13 protein-coding genes and 1 pseudogene are annotated in these 19,308 nt (G+C 77.3%); 9 read left to right on the top strand and 5 right to left on the bottom strand.

Features of this window, described 5'->3' with window-relative positions; genetic code table 11:
- Positions 1-43 precede the first annotated feature (43 nt).
- Both ACPCUX_RS01855 and ACPCUX_RS01850 read left to right on the top strand, forming a co-directional pair.
- Positions 44-3,490, top strand: a complete 3,447-nt coding sequence (locus ACPCUX_RS01855; protein WP_396050809.1) for a PD-(D/E)XK nuclease family protein — start codon at positions 44-46, stop codon at positions 3,488-3,490.
- Entirely contained in the window at positions 3,487-7,074 is a 3,588-nt protein-coding gene (locus tag ACPCUX_RS01850) for a UvrD-helicase domain-containing protein (RefSeq protein ID WP_423388068.1), read from the top strand. The genes ACPCUX_RS01855 and ACPCUX_RS01850 overlap by 4 nt, the downstream gene beginning before the upstream one ends.
- Positions 7,075-7,086: 12 nt before the next feature.
- On the opposite strand, the gene ACPCUX_RS01845 is transcribed toward ACPCUX_RS01850, so the two are convergent.
- Positions 7,087-8,007, bottom strand: coding sequence for a phosphotransferase (locus tag ACPCUX_RS01845; RefSeq protein WP_085388334.1), 921 nt, complete (start codon positions 8,005-8,007; stop codon positions 7,087-7,089).
- A 120-nt stretch (positions 8,008-8,127) separates the two neighbouring features.
- Here ACPCUX_RS01845 and nudC point away from each other — a divergent pair, with 120 nt between their 5' ends.
- Positions 8,128-9,255, top strand: coding sequence for an NAD(+) diphosphatase (gene nudC / locus ACPCUX_RS01840; RefSeq protein WP_232322608.1), 1,128 nt, complete (start codon positions 8,128-8,130; stop codon positions 9,253-9,255).
- Between the two features lie 130 nt (positions 9,256-9,385).
- Here nudC and ACPCUX_RS01835 read toward each other — a convergent pair whose 3' ends face one another.
- Positions 9,386-9,652: a mycoredoxin gene (locus tag ACPCUX_RS01835; protein WP_076405151.1), complete on the bottom strand. Its 267-nt coding sequence runs from the start codon at positions 9,650-9,652 to the stop codon at positions 9,386-9,388.
- Positions 9,653-9,778: 126 nt separating this feature from the next.
- Between ACPCUX_RS01835 and ACPCUX_RS01830 the strand changes: the two genes are divergently transcribed.
- The 3 genes and pseudogenes from ACPCUX_RS01830 to ACPCUX_RS01820 form a co-directional block, all read left to right on the top strand.
- Positions 9,779-11,833: an ATP-dependent helicase gene (locus tag ACPCUX_RS01830; RefSeq protein ID WP_409141047.1), complete on the top strand. Its 2,055-nt coding sequence runs from the start codon at positions 9,779-9,781 to the stop codon at positions 11,831-11,833.
- A gap of 166 nt (positions 11,834-11,999) precedes the next feature.
- Positions 12,000-12,155 carry a hypothetical protein gene (locus tag ACPCUX_RS01825; protein WP_157446666.1) on the top strand — a complete coding sequence of 52 codons (156 nt, stop codon included), beginning with the start codon at positions 12,000-12,002 and terminating at the stop codon, positions 12,153-12,155.
- 250 nt (positions 12,156-12,405) lie between these two features.
- Positions 12,406-12,693, top strand: a pseudogene (locus ACPCUX_RS01820) (WhiB family transcriptional regulator); the annotation flags it as partial.
- A 45-nt stretch (positions 12,694-12,738) separates the two neighbouring features.
- Here the strand turns inward: ACPCUX_RS01820 and ACPCUX_RS01815 are convergent.
- The gene (locus ACPCUX_RS01815) at positions 12,739-13,839 is read right to left on the bottom strand and encodes a ThiF family adenylyltransferase (protein ID WP_144722404.1); all 1,101 of its coding nucleotides are present in this window, start codon (positions 13,837-13,839) and stop codon (positions 12,739-12,741) included.
- A gap of 235 nt (positions 13,840-14,074) precedes the next feature.
- Between ACPCUX_RS01815 and ACPCUX_RS01810 the strand changes: the two genes are divergently transcribed.
- Positions 14,075-14,674, top strand: a complete 600-nt coding sequence (locus ACPCUX_RS01810) for a YgjP-like metallopeptidase domain-containing protein (RefSeq protein WP_232322607.1) — start codon at positions 14,075-14,077, stop codon at positions 14,672-14,674.
- Between the two features lie 13 nt (positions 14,675-14,687).
- Here the strand turns inward: ACPCUX_RS01810 and ACPCUX_RS01805 are convergent, their stop codons facing one another.
- Positions 14,688-16,280: a zinc-dependent metalloprotease gene (locus tag ACPCUX_RS01805; RefSeq protein ID WP_423388067.1), complete on the bottom strand. Its 1,593-nt coding sequence runs from the start codon at positions 16,278-16,280 to the stop codon at positions 14,688-14,690.
- Between the two features lie 165 nt (positions 16,281-16,445).
- Here ACPCUX_RS01805 and ACPCUX_RS01800 point away from each other — a divergent pair, with 165 nt between their 5' ends.
- Complete coding sequence (locus ACPCUX_RS01800) at positions 16,446-17,462, top strand: NAD-dependent epimerase/dehydratase family protein (protein ID WP_415298188.1); 1,017 nt, start codon at positions 16,446-16,448, stop codon at positions 17,460-17,462.
- A 68-nt stretch (positions 17,463-17,530) separates the two neighbouring features.
- Positions 17,531-18,640: a YlbL family protein gene (locus ACPCUX_RS01795; protein ID WP_114553670.1), complete on the top strand. Its 1,110-nt coding sequence runs from the start codon at positions 17,531-17,533 to the stop codon at positions 18,638-18,640.
- Between the two features lie 15 nt (positions 18,641-18,655).
- Here the strand turns inward: ACPCUX_RS01795 and ACPCUX_RS01790 are convergent, their stop codons facing one another.
- Positions 18,656-19,285 carry a PPA1309 family protein gene (locus ACPCUX_RS01790; protein ID WP_423388066.1) on the bottom strand — a complete coding sequence of 210 codons (630 nt, stop codon included), beginning with the start codon at positions 19,283-19,285 and terminating at the stop codon, positions 18,656-18,658.
- Positions 19,286-19,308 lie beyond the last annotated feature (23 nt).

Genomic DNA, 19,308 nt, shown 5'->3' with positions numbered 1-19,308 from the left:
CGCCCGCGCGGCGGTGTGGGTGGCGCGTGATGGGATCAGGTCCGTGCCCCGGACGACGACCGCCCCCCGCCTCGTCGCGCGGCCTCGCGAGCTCGAGGCCGACGCGGTGCTCGACGACTCCCAGCGCGCGGCGCTGGCCGCCGCGGCCGGCCCCGGGGCCACCCTCGTGGTGGGCGCACCCGGGACGGGCAAGACCCTCGTCGCGCAGGAGGTCGTGCTCGCGGCCCTGCGCGACGGCGTGGCGCCCGAGCGGGTGCTCCTCCTCGCGGCGTCGCGCCGCGCCGCCGCCGCGCTCCGTGACCGGCTTTCGGCCCGCGCGCGCCGCACGGTCGGCGCGCCTCTGGTGCGCACCGCCGCGTCCGCGGCCTTCGCCGTCCTGCGGGAGCGCGCGGCCGCGCTGGGCGAGCCCGTCCCCACGCTGATCTCCGGCCCGGAGCAGGACCTCGTGCTCGCCGAGCTCCTGGAGGGCCATCTCGACGGCGGCCTCGCGCACCTCGGCACCCCGCTCGCGCTGCCCGCGGGCCTGCCCGAGGAGGCGCTCGGCCTCCGGGGGCTGCGCCAGGAGCTCCGCGACCTCCTCATGCGCGCGGCGGAGCGCGGCCTGACCCCGGCCGACCTCGCCGCCCTCGGCGAGCGCTACGACCGCCCGGAGTGGTCGCTCGGCGCGCAGCTCTTCGCGGAGTACCTCGACGTCACCGCCCTGCGCACGGGCACGCCCGACGCCGGGTCGCGGTTCGACCCGGCGATCGTCGTCGACGAGGCCGCGGAGGCGCTGCTCGCCTGGGACGACGAGGTGCCCGACGCCGCCCGGCCGCGCTGGGACCTCGTCGTCGTCGACGACTACCAGGAGGCGACGGTCGCGACCGCGCGCCTCCTGCACGTGCTGCACGACGACGGCGCGCGCCTCGTGCTGCTCGGCGACCCCGACGCGGCGGTGCAGACGTTCCGCGGCGCGAGCCCGGGGCTCGTGGGCCGGGCGTCCGCCCCGGCCCGGCGGGACGGCGCTCGCCGGGGCGAGCTGGGCGCGCGCGTCGCCGTGCTGGGCACCGCCTGGCGCCAGAGCGCGCCGCTGCGCGAGGTGACGCGCCGCGTGACCGCGCAGGTCGGCACCGTCGCCGGGGCGGTGCACCGTGGCGCCGCGCCGCGGGACGTCGACGGGCGTCCGGGCGAGGCGGCCGACGTCGGCCCCGGCGTCCCGCCCGTGCAGGTCGCGGTGCTCTCGGCCGTCGCGCAGGAGGCCGCGTTCGTCGCCCGGGAGCTGCGCGCGGAGCACCTGCTGCACGGCACCCCCTGGCACCGGATGGCCGTCGTCGCGCGCACGGGGACGCGGCTCGCGGCGCTGCGCCGCGAGCTCGTCGCCGCCTCCGTCCCCGTGACGCTGCTCGGCTCCGACGTCCCGCTGCGCGACGAGCCGGCGGTCGCGCCGCTCCTCGCGGCCGTGCGCGTGTGCGTCGCCGACGCGGAGGACCCCGAGGCTCTCGACCCGTTCACCGCGGCGGCGCTGCTCACGTCGCCCGTGGGCGCGCTCGACGTCGTCGCGCTGCGCCGTCTGCGCCGGGCGCTGCGGGCCGAGGAGCTCGAGGGCGGGGGTGGGCGCTCGTCCGACGCGCTGCTCGTCGAGCTGCTCCTCGACCCGGCGCGCGCTGCGACGCTCCCGCCCACGGTGCGTCGCGGGCCGGTCGCGGTCGCCCGGGCGCTCGCGGCGGGGCGGGCTGCGGCGGCGGAGCCCGGCGCGACGGCGCAGACGGTCCTGTGGGCGGTGTGGGCCGCGACCGGTCTCGCGGAGCGCTGGCGCTCGGCGGCGCTCGACGGCGGCCCCGCCGGGGCGCGCGCGGACCGTGACCTCGACGCGGTGCTCGCGCTGTTCCGCGCCGCGGAGACGTTCGTCGACCGCATGCCGGGCGCGCCCGCCGGAGCGTTCGTCGAGTACCTCGCCTCGCAGGACCTGCCCGCCGACTCGCTCGCGGCGAGCGCGAGCGGGGCCGACGCCGTGGCGGCGCTCACCCCCGCCGGTGCTGCCGGGCGCGAGTGGGACGTCGTCGTGGTGGCGGGCGTCCAGGACGGCGTGTGGCCCGACCTCCGGCTGCGCGACTCGCTGCTCGGCTCGCAGGCGCTCGTCGAGCTCCTCGCCGGCCGCGCCCAGGACGCGCACGGGGTCGGTTCGCAGGCGCGAGCCCAGGTGCTCGCCGACGAGCTGCGGGCCTTCGTCGTCGCGACGTCGCGTGCGACGCGTCGCCTCGTCGTGACGGCCGTGCAGGACGCCGAGGAGGCGCCGTCGGTGTTCTGCGACCTCGTCGTGCCGCCGTCGGCGCCCGAGGGCCCCGACGGCACGGACGGTCCCGACGAGCGTGGTCCCCAGGACGGCCCGGACGTACCCGCGGCGGGTGCCGGTCCCGCACCCGTCGGCCCCGCACCTGTGGGCCGCGCACCCGTCGGCCCGGGGTCCGCGGACGGCGGGGGCGGGCAGGTCGAGCCGGCCGAGCCCGCCGAGCGGCGGCACGTGCGCGTCGGGGCGCCTCTCGACCTGCGCGGGCTGGTCGCCGCGGCCCGCGGCGTCCTCGTCGAGGCGGCTGCGCGCGAGGCCGGCGGCGCCGGGACGCCCGGGCCGGACGAGCGCGCCGTCGCGGCGGCGACGCTCCTGGCGGACCTCGGGGCGCTCGGCGTCGCGGAGGCCCGCCCGGAGACGTGGTACGGCGTGGCGGGCGTGTCGAGCACGGCGCCGCTGCGCGGTGCGGAGGAGACCGTCACGGTGTCGCCCTCGAAGGTCGAGACGGTCTCGACGTGCCCGCTGCGGTGGTCGCTCGAGGCGGCCGGCGGGACGGCGCCCGACGCGACGCACCAGAGCCTCGGCACGCTCGTCCACTCGATCGCCGAGACCCACCCGTCCGGGTCGCTCGCCGAGCTGCGCGCGGAGCTCGACCGCCGGTGGGCGGAGCTCGCGCTGCCCGACGGCTGGCCTGCGCGCCAGCTCCGGCGCCGGGCCGAGCGCATGGTCGAGAAGCTCGCGGCCTACGTCGCGCAGGCGGGCGAGCCGCTCCTCGTCGAGCCGTCGTTCGACGTCACCGTCGGCCGCGCCCGGCTGCGCGGCACGATCGACCGGGTCGAGGCAGCGGGGGAGGGCAAGGTCCGCGTCGTCGACCTCAAGACCGGTCGGCGCACCGCCACGAAGGCGGAGGGCGCGGAGCACCCCCAGCTCGGTGCCTACCAGCTCGCGGTCGAGGCGGGCGCGCTCGACGTGCCGGAGGGCACGCGCAGCGCGGGTGCGCAGCTCGTCTACGTCGGGAGCACCCACGTGGGCCCTGCCGTCGTGGCCCAGCCCGCGCTGGAGCCGGAGCCCGACGGGTCGAGCTGGGCGCGCGACCTCGTGGAGGAGGCCGCCGGCACCATGTCGGCGGCGACGTTCACGGCCCGCCAGAACGGGCTGTGCGAGATGTGCCCCGTGCGCCGGGCGTGCCCGGTGCAGCCCGAGGGCAGGAGGGTGGTGGCGTGAGCAGCGAGCTGTTCGAGCTCCCGGAGGCGGGCGCGAGCGGGCCGACGGTGCGTCTCGTCGCGGCCGACGGCCTCCCGGTCGAGAGCGCCGACGCCCCGGGCGACGGGCACCGGGCGGCGGAGGCGCCGCAGCCGACGCTCTCCGCGACGCGGATCGCCGACCTCCTCGGACGTCCTCGCCCGACCCCGGAGCAGGTCGAGGTGATCGAGGCGCCGCTCGAGCCGACGCTCGTCGTCGCCGGGGCCGGCTCGGGCAAGACGGAGACGATGGCGGCGCGCGTCGTCTGGCTCATCGCGAACGAGCTCGTCCCGCCGGACGCGGTGCTGGGCCTCACGTTCACGCGCAAGGCGGCGGGGGAGCTCGCGGAGCGCGTCCAGGTGCGGCTCGCCCAGCTCGCGCGCGCCCGGGGCGGGGCGGCGTCGGCGCTCTCGCTGCTCGACCGGCCGACCGTCGCGACGTACAACGCGTACGCCGCGTCGCTCGTCGGCGACCACGGGCTGCGCGTCGGCGTCGAGCCGGGGGCCCGCCTCCTCGGCGAGGCGCAGCAGTGGCAGCTCGCGTCCGAGGTCGTGGAGTCGTGGGACGACGACCTGGGCACCGACCGCGCGCTGAGCACGGTCGTCGCGGCGGTACTCGGCCTCTCCGGCGCGCTCGGCGAGCACCTCCTCGACCCCGCCGAGGCGCGGGACCGCCTGGCCGAGATCGTCGAGCAGCTCGACGCGCTCCCGCTCGGGCCGCGGCAGAAGGCCCGGACCAAGGAGGTCGAGAAGCTCGTCGGCGACGTCGCGGAACGGGTCCGCCTGCTCGACGTCGTCGCGGAGTACCGCCGCCGCAAGCGCGCAACCGACTCCCTCGACTTCGGCGACCAGGTGGCGCTCGCGGCGCGGCTCGCGCGCGAGGTGCCCGTGGTGGGGGAGACCGAGCGCGCCCGCTTCCGCGTCGTCCTCCTGGACGAGTACCAGGACACGTCGCACGCGCAGGTCGAGCTCCTCGCGGGGCTGTTCGGCGGCGGGCACCCCGTGACGGCCGTGGGCGACCCGCACCAGTCGATCTACGGGTGGCGCGGCGCGAGCGCGGGCGGCCTCGCGCGGTTCCCCGACCGCTTCCCGCGCGCGGGCGGCGACCGCTCGGCCGTGCGCTTCCTCTCGACGTCGTGGCGCAACGACGCCGCCGTCCTCGCGGCGGCGAACGTCACGGCCGGTCCGCTGCGCGGTGCCGTCGCCGGTGGCCGGGGCGACCGGGTCGAGGTGCCGCCGCTCGCGCTGCGTCCCGGCGCGGGCCCGGGCGCGGTGGCCGCGCACGTGGCGGCGACCGCCGAGGAGGAGGCCGCGGCCGTGGCCGAGCGCGTCGCCGCGCGTTGGCGCCCGGCGAGCGCGCCGGGCGGGCGCGTCACCGCGGCCGTGCTGTGCCGCAAGCGCAGCCAGTTCGCGGCGGTCGAGGTCGCGCTGCGGCGGCGCGGGCTCCCCGTGGAGGTCGTCGGCCTCGGCGGGCTGCTCACGACGCCCGAGGTCGTCGACGTCGTCGCGCTGCTCGAGGCCGTGCACGACCCCTCGCGCGGCGACGCGCTCGTGCGTCTCCTCACCGGGCCCCGGCTCAACCTCGGCGCCGCCGACCTGCACGCGCTCGGGAGCCGCGCGGCGGACCTCGCGCGGCTCGAGGGCGCGCTCGGCTCGCGCCGTCGTGCGCCCGCCGCGGAGGACGCCGAGTCGGGGCTCGTGGTCGTCGAGGGCGACGTGGCTGACCACCGCTCGATCGTCGACGCGCTCGACGACCTCCCGGACCCGGGCGAGCCGGCGGCGGACGGGCGCACGCTCTCCGCGGAGGGCCACGCGCGGCTCTCGGCGCTCTCCCGGACCCTGCGCGCGCTGCGCGGCCTCACCTACCTGTCGCTCCCGGAGCTCGTCGTCGAGGCGGAGCGCGCCCTGGGCCTCGACGTCGAGGCCGTGACGAACGAGGCGCTGCTCGCGTCGCGGCGGCTGGTCGACCCGGAGGCGGTGAGCGACCGGGCCCGCGAGCACCTCGACGCGTTCCGCGACGTCGCCGCGACGTTCACGCAGACGGCGGACGTCGTGACGCTCGGGGCGTTCCTCGCCTGGCTCGGGGTCGCCTCGACCCGGGAGAACGGGCTCGACCTGCCCGTGCGCGAGCCCGACCCGGACGCGGTGCAGGTCATCACCGCGCACGCCGCGAAGGGCCTCGAGTGGGACGTCGTCGTCGTGCCCGGTCTCGTGGACGGCGTGTTCCCCACGACGGCCCAGTCGTCGTCGGGCGTGCGCGCGGACAGCGGCTGGCTCACCGACGTGAGCCAGCTCCCGTACCCGCTGCGCGGTGACGCCGCCGACCTGCCCGAGTTCCGCTTCGACCTCGCGGCGGACACGAAGGAGCTCGTGGCGCGGCGCGACGAGTTCCGCGCGGCGAGCGGCGAGCACCAGCTCGCCGAGGAGCGACGCCTCGCCTACGTGGCCTTCACGCGGGCGCGCCGCGAGCTGTACCTCACGGCGTCCTGGTGGCAGACGGGGTCGCGCCCGCGCGCGCTGTCGCCGTTCCTCGTCGAGCTCGTCGAGGCGGGGGTCGTGACGGCCGACGGATGGTCGGCCCCGCCCGGTCCCGACGACTCCAACCCGCTCGAGGACGTCGAGGTGACCGGCACGTGGCCCGTGCCCGACGACGCTCCCGGCGGGTCTGCGCGGTCCGTCCTGCGGGACACCGCGGCGGCCGTCGAGCGTGCGGCGGCCGAGCGTGCGGCAGCCGAGCGTGACGCGGCGGGACGTGACGCGGCGGACCGTGTCGCGCCCGCCGGGGCCGGGACGGTCGACGCCCTGCCCGGGCAGGGGGGCGTGGACGGCACGGGCGGCCCCGCCGGGCTCACGGCGCCCTCCGGGGTCCTCGTCGACGCCGAGGGGCGTGACCTCGTCGCGCTCGCGCGCGTCCTGCTCGCGGAGCGCGCCGAGCGTTCGGGCCGAGAGGTCGAGCTGCCGGCGCACGTCTCGGCGTCGAGCCTCGTGCGGCTCGCGGCGGACCGCGACGAGTACGCGCTCCACCTGCGCCGCCCGGTCCCGGTCGAGCCCACGGTCCACGCGCGCCGGGGCACCCGGTTCCACCTGTGGGCCGAGCGGTACTTCACGACGTCGTCCCTGCTCGACGTCGAGGACCTCCCCGGGGCGGACGACGACGACCTCGACCCCGACGCCGACCTCGAGACGCTCCAGCGGACGTTCCTGGCCTCGGAGTGGGCTACGCGCACGCCGGTCGCGGTCGAGGTCGACGTCGAGACGCCCGTCGGGTCGACGGTCCTGCGGTCGCGCATCGACGCGGTGTTCCCCGAGCTCCCGGAGCACGCGGGCGGCGCCCACGACGCCGTCGTGGTCGTCGACTGGAAGACGGGGCGTGCGCCGTCCGACCCGGAGGCGCGCAGCGTGCGCGAGGTGCAGCTCGCGGTCTACCGGCTCGCGTGGTCGCGCTGGACGGGGGTGCCGCTGGAGCAGGTGAACGCCGCGTTCTACTACGTCGCGTCCGACGAGACCGTGCGTCCGCGCCGCCTGCTGAGCGAGGCCGAGATCGAGGCGCTGCTGGTCGCCGACTGAGCCGGCGACGCCTCAGTCGTCGGCGTCCTGCGTCGCCTCGTCGAGGTCGGCCAGCATGTCGAGGGCGTCGGCGACCACGTCGTCGAGCCCGTTGCGCACGCCGTGCAGGAGCCAGCGCGCGAGCGCGAGCTCGCCGACGAGGAGCGCACGGTCCAGCAGGTGCTTGTCGGTGAGCTCGGTGCGGCGCAGCTGGTACGCCTCCATGATCGAGTCGACGGCCTCGGGCGGTGCCGAGACGAGCAGCCACGCGAGGTCGTCGGCGGGGTCCGCGACGCGCGCGCTCGCCCAGTCCGTCACCGCGACGACGCGTCCGCGGGCGACGAGCACCTGCTCCGGGCCCAGGTCGCCGTGCACGACGACCGGCTGGAACCGCCACAGCGAGACGTCCTCGAGCGCGGTCTCCCAGCGGCGCAGGAGCGTCGGCGGGACCTTGCCCGTGGCCGCGGCCTCGTCGAGCTCCGCCATGCGGCGCGCGCGGTACTCCTCGACCTCGTAGCCCGGCAGGCCGGCGTCGTCGACGATCGTGCGCGGCAGCTCGTGGACCGACGCGAGCACGCGGCCCAGGTCGGCCGCGAGGCCCGGTCCGGGCCGCAGGCTGTCGACGTCGAGCGGCTCGCCCTCGAGCGCCGGGTGCACGACGGCCCGCCCGCCCTCGGGCAGGAGCGCGGTGCCGCTGACGCGCGGCACGGCGAACGACAGCACCCCCGACTCGGCGTAGTGCTGCAACGAGCCCAGCAGCTCCGCCTCGGCCTCGAGCGCGGCGCCGGCCTGGAGGCTGCGGGGTGCGCGCACGGTCCAGCGGGCGCCGTCGGCGTCGGTGACGACGGCGGTGTCGTAGTCGCCCGGGTCCTCGACGGGTCGCGCGCTGCGGGCGTCCAGGCCGGGCACGGCGGCGGTCGCGAGCGCGGCGAGGGTCAACGGAGAGCGAGGCACGCGACCACGGTAGTCGGTCCCCGCACGCGCCCGGTCGACCCACGCCGTCCGACGCCGCACCCCGCCCGGCGGCGCCCGCGCAGGCGGGTGGCCCGGCCGGGGGTGGCCTACGGTCGGGGGGTGAGCACCCCTGCCGCCCGGCCGTCGTCGGGCACGAGCGACCCCGCCGCGGCCCCGGACCGACCCACGACCACGTCGACCGGCACCCCGACCGACACCGGGACCGGCACGGTCCCCGGGCCGGGCGCCCTGCCGCGCACCCCGCTGGACCACCTCCCGCTGCCGCTCGACGGCGCGTTCGTCGACCGCGCGGAGCACCGCCGCGCGGAGCCGGACCTCGTGCGCACGCTGCGGTCGCAGCCGACGACGCGCGTCCTGCTGGTCCACCGCGGCCGGCTCGCGCTCGGCGGCCCGGGCGCGGCGGACGGCGTCGCCCTCCTGGACCCGGCCGAGCTGCGCGACGTCGACCCGGCGACCGACGACGACCAGGGCCGCTGGCTCTTCCTCGGCGAGGGCGACGGCACGGCGTACCTCGCGCTCGTCCTGCCCGACGACGCCGACGCCGAGGAGGTCGACATCGAGGGCGTGGACGCCTCCGAGCCGTTCGCCGTGCTCGCGCGCGAGCGGACGTGGTCGGGGCTGCGGGACCTCGTCGGCGAGGTCGCGGCGCCCGTCGCGGGGCTCGCGACGGAGGCCGTCGCGCTCGCGGCGTGGCACGCGAACCACCCGCGGTGCCCGCGCTGCGGCGGCCGGACGACCGTCGAGAAGGGCGGCTGGACGCGCCGCTGCGTGGCCCAGGGCGTCGAGCTGTACCCGCGCACGGACCCGGCGGTCATCATGACGGTCGTGCACGGCGAGGGGTCCGACGAGCGCCTGCTGCTGGGGCACGCGGCGCACTGGCCGGAGCGGCGGTTCTCGACCCTCGCGGGCTACGTCGAGCCCGGGGAGTCGCTCGAGAACGCGGTGCGGCGGGAGGTCGCGGAGGAGGCGGGCGTCGTCGTCGGCGACGTGGCCTACCGGGGGAGCCAGCCGTGGCCGTTCCCCGCCTCGCTCATGCTCGGGTTCTCGGCGCGCGCGCTGACGACCGAGCTGCACGTGGACGGCGTCGAGCTCACCGACGCGCGCTGGTTCACGCGGGCCGAGCTCGCCGACGCCGTCCGGTCGGGCGAGGTGCTGCTGCCGGGCCGGTCGTCGATCGCGCGGGCGCTCGTCGAGGACTGGTTCGGCGCGCGCCTCGCCGACGACTGACAGCGGCTCAGGGCCGCTCAGAGCGGCGGGCGGCGAGGGGCGGCGCGACGCACCGCCGTCGGACGACCCCTGCTCGGGGACGCGGAAGGGCCCGGTCCGGACGTCCGGACCGGGCCCTCCCACGACCGCGTCAGGCGGCGAGGCGCTTCTTGACCTCCGCGAGGGACGGGTTCGTCGCGGCGGAGCCGTCCGGGAAGACGACGGTCGGCACGGTGCGGTTGCCGTCGTTGACGGACTCCACGAACTCGGCGGTGCCGGGCGTCTCCTCGATGTTGACCTCGGTGTAGCCGATGCCCTCGGAGTCGAGCTGCGTCTTGAGGCGGCGGCAGTACCCGCACCAGGTCGTCGAGTACATGACGATCGAGCCGGCGTCGGGAAGGGTCGGGGCGGTGCTCATCGAGGGCTCTCCTGCTGCGGTTCCGGGCGGCGCGTGCCGCGGGCGGTCGGGTCGTGACGGTAACACCGGGGGAGCGCGGGCTGTTCCCCGCCCGCGTGTCACCGGGGGCTGCGAGAATCGCGGGTGATGTCCACGCCACCGGTCTCACGCCCGCTCTCCCACCGCTCCGCCGACGAGATCCTCGACGCGCTCGACCCCGACCAGCGCGACGTCGCGGTCGCGCTGCGCGGGCCCGTGTGCGTGCTCGCCGGCGCGGGGACGGGCAAGACGCGCGCGATCACGCACCGCATCGCGTACGGGGTCCGCACGGGCGTGTACGTGCCGACGAGCGTGCTCGCCGTGACGTTCACGGCGCGCGCGGCGGGCGAGATGCGCACGCGGCTGCGCGAGCTCGGCGCGACGGGCGTCCAGGCGCGCACGTTCCACGCGGCCGCGCTGCGCCAGCTCGGCTACTTCTGGCCCAAGGTCGTCGGCGGGGCGCCGCCGCGCATCCTCGAGCACAAGGCGCCCGTCGTCGCGGAGTCGGCGCGGCGGCTCGGCGTCGGGGTGGACCGCGTCGCGGTGCGGGACCTGTCGTCCGAGATCGAGTGGGCCAAGGTCTCGCTCGTCACCGCCGACGACTACGTCCGGGCGTGCGAGGCGATCGACCGCGAACCCCCGGCCGGCTACGACCACCAGACCGTCGCGCGCCTCCTCACGGCCTACGAGGACGTGAAGACCGAGCGGTCGGTCATCGACTTCGAGGACGTGCTCCTCATGCTCGGCGACATGCTCGCGACACAGGGCACGGTGGCCGACGAGGTGCGGCGCCAGTACCGCCACTTCGTCGTCGACGAGTACCAGGACGTCTCGCCCCTGCAGCAATTCGTGCTCGACCAGTGGCTCGGGGGGCGCGACGAGCTGTGCGTCGTCGGGGACCCGTCGCAGACGATCTACTCGTTCACCGGCGCGACGCCGCACCACCTCCTCACGTTCTCGCGCACGCACCCCAAGGCCCAGGTGATCCGCCTCGTGCGCGACTACCGCTCGACGCCGCAGGTGGTGAACCTCGCGAACCAGCTCCTCGCACGCGCGGGCCGTGCGGGCGGCGCGCACCAGGCGCTCGAGCTCGTCGCCCAGCGGCCGGCGGGGCCGCCCGTCGCCTTCACCGCGTACGACGACGACGAGGCGGAGGCGAGCGGGATCGCGCAGCGCATCGGGCGGCTCCTCGCCGCGGGCACGCGCGCGAGCGAGATCGCGGTGCTCTACCGGACCAACGCGCAGTCGGAGGCGTTCGAGTCGGCGCTCGCGGACGCGGGCATCGGCTACCTCGTGCGGGGCGGGGAGCGCTTCTTCCAGCGTAAGGAGGTCCGCGACGCGATCGTCCTGCTGCGCGGGGCGGCCCGCTCCGCCGACCCGGACGTCCCCATGCCGGAGACGGTGCGCGACGTCCTGGCCGCCGCGGGCTGGGCCCCCGCGCCGCCGGCCGCGCGCGGCGCGGCGCGGGAGCGCTGGGAGTCCACGCAGGCTCTCGTCGCGCTCGCCGACGACGTCGCCGGGCTCGCCGCGGCGTCCGACGCCCCGGCCCCGACCGTCGCGACCTTCGTCGCCGAGCTCGACGAGCGCGCCGCGGCCCAGCACGCCCCGACGGTCGAGGGAGTGACCCTGGCGTCGCTGCACGCGGCGAAGGGCCTGGAGTGGGACGCCGTCTTCCTCGCCGGGATGAGCGAGGGGCTCATGCCGATCTCCCTCGCGGAGACAGACGAGGCGGTCGCGGAGGAGCGCCGGCTGCTCTACGTCGGCATCACGCGGGCACGCGAGCACCTCGAGCTCTCGTTCGCGCGCTCGCGCAACCCCGGCGGCCGGGCGACGCGCCGGCGCACGCGGTTCCTCGACGGGCTCTGGCCCGACGAGCCGGGCGTGCGCGGGACGCGACGTGCGCGCGCGGGGCAGTCCAAGGTCCGGCTCACGGGGGAGTACGACCAGGCGCTGTTCGAGGAACTGCGCGAGTGGCGTCGCCAGGTCGCGCAGGAGACGGACAAGCCGGCGTTCACCGTGCTCGTGGACTCGGCGCTCGCGGCCGTCGCCGAGACGCGGCCGACGAGCCAGGCCGACCTCGCACGCATCAACGGTCTGGGGCCCGCGAAGATCGAGCGGTACGGGGCCACGATCCTCGAGATCGTGCGCCGCGCGGAGGGCTGACGAGCCCCCGTCCGTGCCTCTCGACGAGGGCCGGGTGAACTCGTCGAAGAATTTCTCGTAAATAAGTTGTGCCTCCTGTGAGGGGCGGCATATGGTCGACGAGTCCTGTTGGGAAGGGGCGCGCCGAGAGGCGGGCGCCTGATGGAGAGAGGGGGTGGGAGAGCTGATGAACAACCAGATCGCCATGGCGAACCTGCTGGATCACGCGTCCGCGTACACGGGCACGCCAGGAGAGCTCCGTCCGCGTGCCATCGCGCACCGCGGCGGCACCTTCATCGCCCGCCCCGCTCCCGACTCCGCCCCCAGGACGAACCCGGTCTGACCGACCGGAACCTTCCAGGCCGCGGAGTCCCTCAAGGACCCGCGGCCTTCGTGTTCTCCGAGCACGTCCGCCGATGAGGATCACCGGCCCCACCCGTCTCCACGAGACGGGGCCGCTGTCCTCAGGGTCCTGTGACGACGACGTTCACACCCACGACAGGACATCACTGGAGGACATCGTGCGGCTCACCGCGCTGCTCGACAACATCACCGCTCAGGGGGGATCCGGCCCCTGGGTCCCTCACCAACCGCTGGCCACGCCGCTCGGCGAGAACGACTCCGCGGAGTTCGACCGCCTTCTCGCGGGCCTGCTGCCCTGCCGCACCAACGACCCGGAGCTCTGGTTCGCCGAGCGCACCGCCGAGGTCGAGGAGGCCAAGGCCCTGTGCCGCACCTGCCCGCTCGTCGAGGGCTGCCTCGCCGGTGCGGTCGAGCGTCGCGAGCCCTGGGGCGTCTGGGGCGGCGAGGTCTTCGTGGACGGCGTCGTGGTCGCGCGCAAGCGCGGCCGCGGCCGTCCGAGCAAGGCCGAGGTGCTCGCCCGCGAGGCCGAGCGCCAGGCCCAGGAGGCCGCACGGACCGAGGCGTCAGTCGGCGCCTCGACGGCGGCCTGACATGGGCAGCGGCGCCCCGTCCGGGGGCGTGCGCGCCAGCTCGCCGCACCCGCAGCGCGGGTGGCGGCTCGACCCGCGCAGCCGCGGCACGGCATCGGGAGCAGGAATCTCGATGCAGGCCGTGGCTGCGCGGGGCACCAGCCCGTCCAGGGCTGCCAGGACCTGACCGAGCGCGACGGCCGCGGCCGACGCCGCGAGCAGCGTCTCCTCGCTCCGGTGCGCGGACGCCTCGCGCAGCTGTCGAGCGACCTGCGGCCAGCAGGGGTCCACGTCCGCGCGGTGCAGGTCCGCGCACGTCAGGCACGGGTCGAGCCCCGGCCGGACGAACGGCCCGACCACGACGTCGGCCTCGCGCACCACGACTGACAGGTGCGCGACCCCCGCACCCACCAACCTCCGGACCCGGACCGGGTCCGCGGCTCCGTGCTCGACCACGACGACGACGTCGGGCGCGGGGGCCCGCGCCTCCTCCGGCGTGACCGGGGTCGAGGTCGTCACGACGCCCGGAGCGACCTCCTCGACGATGCGTCGCACCGCGCCCTCGCGCGGCGACCCGACGTCCCGCAGCCGGTAGGCCCCGCCCCCGACGTCCGTGGTGAGCACCGTGCCCGGGTCGTCGAGCACGAGCGCGCCCACCCCCGCCGTCGCGAGATGGACGGCGAGCGCGGCACCCACCCGCCCGAGCCCGACGACGGCGACGGTCGCCCGGGCGCGCGCCGCGAGCACGCGGTGCCCCGCGCCGTCGGGCAGCAGGGCCGACAGCACGGCGAGGTCCGCCGCACCGTGCCCCGGGGCGGGCGACGTCGGACGGCGCCGGCGCGCCGTGACGAGGAGGTGCGCGTCGTCGAGCAGGCGGACGAGCGCGGCGCGGCGCGTGCGCTGCGCGGGGGAGCCCGGGACGTCGGGTGCGCCGCCGTGCCGAGCGGGCGCGGCGAGCGCGCGCAGCCAGCGCTCCTCGTCCGCGTCGAGCCCGGTGAGCCGCACCGACCACCGCGGGTCGGAGCCGACCTGCACCTCGCCGGGGCCTCGCCGCAGGAGCGGCGCCTCGGGTCGCAGCACGCGTCGTCGCTGCACGGCTCCTCCCTCCGTCGTCGTGCGGCGTCCGTCCGGACGCCCGACGTCAGCCTGGCACGGGCCCGAGACCCGCCGACGGTTGTCCACAGGCTCCGTGCCGATGGTCGGGCGGGGAGGATCTCTTTGCCGTCGCCACAGGTCTCCACGTCGTCCGCTCGACCGAACTCCGCGGGAGAGCGCGCCACTCCGCGCGCGCCCCTGCCATTTCGTGGCGAGAACCACTACGGTCTGAGGCGTGGTCCGGGAGACGATCGTGGAGGTTCGGCGCAGCCGCCGACGCAAGAGCACGGTGAGCGCCTACCGCGACGGCGAGCGCACGATCGTCGCGATCCCGGCGCGGTTCACGCGCGCGCAGGAGCGCGAGTGGGTCCAGCGCATGCTCGACCGCCTCGCCGACTCCGAGCGTCGGCGGCGGCCGTCGGACGCCGAGCTGGCGCGCCGCGCCGTCGAGCTGTCCGACAAGTACCTGGACGGCCGCGCCCGCCCCACGAGCGTGCGGTGGGCGGGGAACCAGGACCGCCGCTGGGGCTCGTGCACGCTCATCGACGGCACGATCCGCATCTCGACGCGCGTCCGGGGGATGCCGTCCTGGGTCCTCGACTACGTGCTCCTGCACGAGCTCGCGCACCTGCTCCACGCCGGCCACGGCCCGGGGTTCTGGAAGCTCCTCGAGGCCTACCCGCGTACCGAGCGGGCACGAGGATTCCTGGAGGGCGTGTCGTTCTCGCGCGACGCGGACCTCGAGCCGGACGACGCGGACCTCGAGCCGGGCGACGTCGAGGCGGGGGACGGCGCCGCGGAAACCGCGGCACCGCCCGCGGACGCCGGGAACTGACGCCCAGGTCAGGTCAGCGCGGCGCGCCGCCCTGGCCGGTCGCCTCGCCCGTCCCGCCGTCGTCCGTCGGTCCGGCCGCGTCCGGGTCGTCCGCGGACCCGTCGGCGACCGGGGCGTCGTCGTCCGAGCCGTCGGCCGTCGCCTGCGCCGACTCGGTGGTGGGCGATCCCTCCGCGGCGCGGAAGATCTCCTCGAGCGCGCGGTCGACGTCGGCCTCCTCCGCGCGGGTCGCGGCGCGCCGGCCCTCGTAGCCGGACGGGTCGTCGAGGTCGGTCCCGTCGGGGAGCAGGTCGGGGTGGTCCCACACGGCGTCGCGCGCACCGGCGCCGGACTGCGCCGCGATGAGCGCCCACAGGGCGGCCGCGTCGCGCGAGCGGCGCGGGCGCAGCTCGAGGCCGACGAGCGTCGCGAACGTGTGCTCCGCGGGCCCGCCCGCCGCCCGACGACGGCGCAGCATCTCCCGCAGCGGGACGGCGTGGGGCAGGTGGGGGAGCGCCGCGACGGCGGTCACCTCGTCGACCCAGCCCTCGACGAGCGCGAGCGTCGTCTCGAGGCGCGCCAGGGTCGCCTGCTGCTCGGGCGTGTTCTGCAGGCCGAAGACGCCGCCCGACAGCGCGCGCTGGAGCGCGTCGGTGTCCGCGAGGTCGACGTCGGCGAGCTGGGACTCGAGCGCCGAGAGGTCGATGGTGATGCCGCGCGCGTAGGCGTCGACGAGCCCGCGCAGGTGCCCGCGCAGCCACGACACGTGCGTGAACAGGCGCGCGTGGGCGGCCTCGCGCAGGGCGAGGAAGAGGCGGACCTCCTCGGCGGGGGCGTCCAGGCCCTCGGCGAACGCCGCGACGTTCGTCGGCAGGAGGACCGTCGCAGGGCGGTCGAGCAGCGGCAGCCCGACGTCGGTCGCGCCGAAGACCTCGCGCGAGAGCGTCCCGGCGGCCTGACCCACCTGCATGCCGAACACCGCGGAGCCGAGGCGCCGCATGAGCGCGGCCGGGTCGCCCGCGGGCAGCCCGAGCGCACCGGCCGGCAGACCGGGCAGCGTGAAACCGACGCCCGGCAGGGCGGAGGTGCCGTCCCCCATGCCCTCGGGGAGCTGGTCGCGCAGGACCGTGGCGAGCGCGTCCGCGACGGACGCGGCGACCGGGGCGACGAGCTCGTTCCACGCGGGGAGCGTGTGCTCGACCCACTCGGACCGGCTCCACGCCTGGCTCTTCCCGCCCGACGGCGGCAGGTCGGTGACGGCGTCGAGCCAGAGCTCGGCGACGGACAGCGCCTCGGTGACCGCGCGCTGCTGCGCCGGCGAGATCGACGGGTCGCCCTCGGCGACGGCGACCTGGCGCGCGACGTCGTGCGAGACGTCGGTGTTGACCGGGCCGTCGCTCGGCGTCGAGAGCATGCGCTGCACCTGCGCGAGGACGTGCTGGAAGAGCTGCGGGTCGGCCGCGCCGCCCGCGGCGAGCGCCTGCGGGTCGAGCCCGCGGGCACGCAGCTCGCGCAGCGCCTCGTCGGCGTCGGGCCCGAGCATCGAGCGGAGCAGCTCCTCGAACCGCGGGTCGAAGGGCGTGTCGTCGTCCGGTCCGGGCGTGCGGTCGGGGGGAAGGCTGCTCATGGCGACTCCTCACGGTAGCGTCGGTGATCACCGTAACCACGATCGAGCGCCGAGAACGGGGGCTGGGCCATGTCCGAGGGCCGGGTTCGCTCACGGCGCAGCGAGGCGCTCCCCGCGGCGGGCGAGCCCCCGGCCGGTCCGGGGGAGGACCCCACGGCGAGCGGGGTGACCGCCCCGGCGGACGAGGTCGCCGACCCTCACCCGGTGGTGGTCGTCGGCGTCGGGCAGGTCGCGGACGCGGTGCGCGCGGGCCTGGGCGCCGCCGAGGCGTCGCCCGTGGACGCGCTCGTCTGGCCCGCCGGGGCGCGACGGCTCGTCGTGGTCGCGCCCGCGGGGGAGTTCGGGACGCCGCGCGCCCGGACGGACGCCGAGCAGCGCGCGCGCCTCGCGCTCCTGGGCCGGCGCGCGGGGGAGGCGGCGGTCGCGGCGGGGATCGAGCACGTCGTCGCCGTGTCGTCGGCCGCGGTGCACGGCGCGTCGCCCGAGCGGGGCGTCATCGACGACGACGACCCCGTGGCCGCCGACGACGGGCCCGGCTTCGCGGGCGACCTCGTCGCGTTCGAGGACGCGCTGCGCGACGCGCTCGACGGGGTGCCGCTCGCGCTCGTGCGGCCGGCGGTCGTCGTCGGGCCGGGCGTGGACACCGTGCTCACGCGGCACTTCGAGGCCCCGCGCCTGCTCACGGTGCGTGGCGGCGGCCGCACGTGGCAGCTCGTGCACGTCGACGACGTGGTGGGCGCGGTGCGCGTCGCGCTGGACCAGGGTCTCGTCGGCGGTCTGACGGCCGGGCCGGTGCGCGACGGCGAGCCCGACGCGCTCGACTCGGAGACGGTGGCCGCGGCGGCCGGGATGCGCACGGTGCAGCTCCCGCCCGCGACGGCGTTCGGCACCGCCGAGCGGCTGCACCGGGTCGGCGCGCTCCCGTCCCCGGCGAACGACCTCGCGTTCGTCGTGCACCCGTGGTCGGTCTCGGCGCGGCGCCTGTACGACGCCGGGTGGCGCCCGGAGTGGTCGGGCGCCGCGGCGCTCGAGGTGCTCCTGGCCGAGGTGCGCGGCCGCACGGGCGTCGGGGGCCGTCGGTTCGGCGGCCGGGACGCCGCGGCGCTCGGCGCAGCCGGGGCGGCCGTCGCAGTCCTGGGCACGGCCGCCGTCTGGCGGCAGGCCCGCTCGCGCCGCCCGTAGGGGCGGCTCCCGGGCGGCGTCCACGCCGTCGGCAGGGAGATCCCAGCAACCTCGGGGATGATGTCCCGGTGAGCGACGCCCCCTCCTTCGACGCCCTCCTCACCGAGGACGAGCACGACCCGCCGCCCGTGACCCGGCGGTCGCTGACGTTCGGCATCTCCCTGCTCGCGACGACGTTGCTCGTCGCGGGCCTCGCGATCCTGCCCGCGCCGTACGCGGTGCGGTCGCCGGGCCCGACGGAGGACACGCTCGGCCAGCAGGACGGCACGCCCCTCATCTCGATCACGGGCGCCGAGACGTACGACTCGACGGGCGAGCTGCTCCTGACGACCGTGTCCGTCGCCGGCGGCCCGGGCTACCCGGTGAACCTCGGCCAGGTGGTGCAGGGCTGGTTCGACCGGTCGCGCAGCGTGCGCCCGGTCGAGGAGGTCTTCCCGACGGGCCGCACCAAGGAGGAGACCGAGCAGCAGGGCCAGGCGGAGATGATCAGCTCGCAGGAGAACGCGACGGTCGCCGCCCTCACCGAGCTGGGGTACGACGTGCCCGCGACGCTCACGGTCGAGGGGACGGTGCCGGACAGCGGGTCCGACGGCGTCGTCGAGCCGGGGGACGTCATCGTCGCGCTCGACGGCGCGCCCGTGCGGACGTACCAGGACCTCATCGACGGTCTGGCGGCGGTCGCCCCGGGCGACGACGTGACGCTGCGCGTGCAGCGCGACGGCGCGGAGACGGACCTCACGGTCGCGACGACCGACGGCGGCGACACCGCGCTGCTCGGCGTGTTCATCGACCCCGCGTTCGACTTCCCGGTCGACGTCGAGATCCAGATCGAGGACATCGGCGGCCCGAGCGCGGGCACGATGTTCGCGCTCGGGATCGTCGACCAGCTCACGCCCGAGGACGAGGCGAACGGCGTCGTCATCGCGGGCACGGGCACCATGAGCGTCGAGGGCGACGTGGGGCCGATCGGCGGCATCCAGCAGAAGCTCTACGGCGCGCTGCGCGACGGCGCGACGTGGTTCCTCGCCCCGCAGGCCAACTGCCCCGAGGTCGTGGGGAACGTGCCCGACGGCCTGCACGTGGCGGCGGTCGCCACGCTCGCCGACGCGCGCGCGGCGATGGAGGCGATCGGCGCGGGCGAGGGCGACTCGCTGCCCACGTGCGAGGCGCGCGGCTGACGACGCCCCGGGCCGTCAGTCCTCGAGCGTCGCGCGCAGCGCCTCGACCAGCCCCGGCACGAGGTCCGGTCCGCCCGCGACGTCCGTCGCCGAGTCGTGGGCGCGCGACCGGACGGCGCACCACGTGGTGCCGTCGCGCAGCACGCCGACGGCGAGGCGCACGTCCTGCCGGTCAGGGTGGTTCGTGAGGTAGTCGAGCGCGGCGTCCGGGTCGTCGGGGACGCCCTCCTCGGCGGCCGGCGGCAGCACGATCCGCTCGACGACGAGCGCGGCGCCGTCGACCGTCGCCGGCCACGCGACGCGGGCGAGCCCGTCCTCGAGGTCGCCGTCCACGGCGAAGCCCTCCTGCTCGATCGACAGCAGGTGGTGCGGGTCCGCCTCGGCGGCGGCCACGACGTCGGGCGGGAGCCGGTCGGCGAGCGTCGGGTCGGCGCCGAGGGCGCCTGCCGTCCCGACGAGCGCGAAGAGCCGGGGCGGGACGTCCCAGCCCGCGTCGGCCGCGTGCGACTCGATCTCGTGCACCGCGAGCGCGAGCGCGTGCTGCGGGGTGGGGCCGCCGGGCGCGACCGGGTCGGGACCGGCGTCGCGTCCGGGCACGGGGGTGGTGGCGTCGGGACCGGGGGCGGCGTCGTCAGGCTGGGGCATGACCCCATCGTCCCTCATCGGCG

The organism is Cellulosimicrobium sp. AB352 (genome assembly GCF_049538415.1).
Lineage (GTDB): Bacteria > Actinomycetota > Actinomycetes > Actinomycetales > Cellulomonadaceae > Cellulosimicrobium > Cellulosimicrobium funkei.
This window is presented reverse-complemented; position numbering and strand designations above follow the sequence as displayed.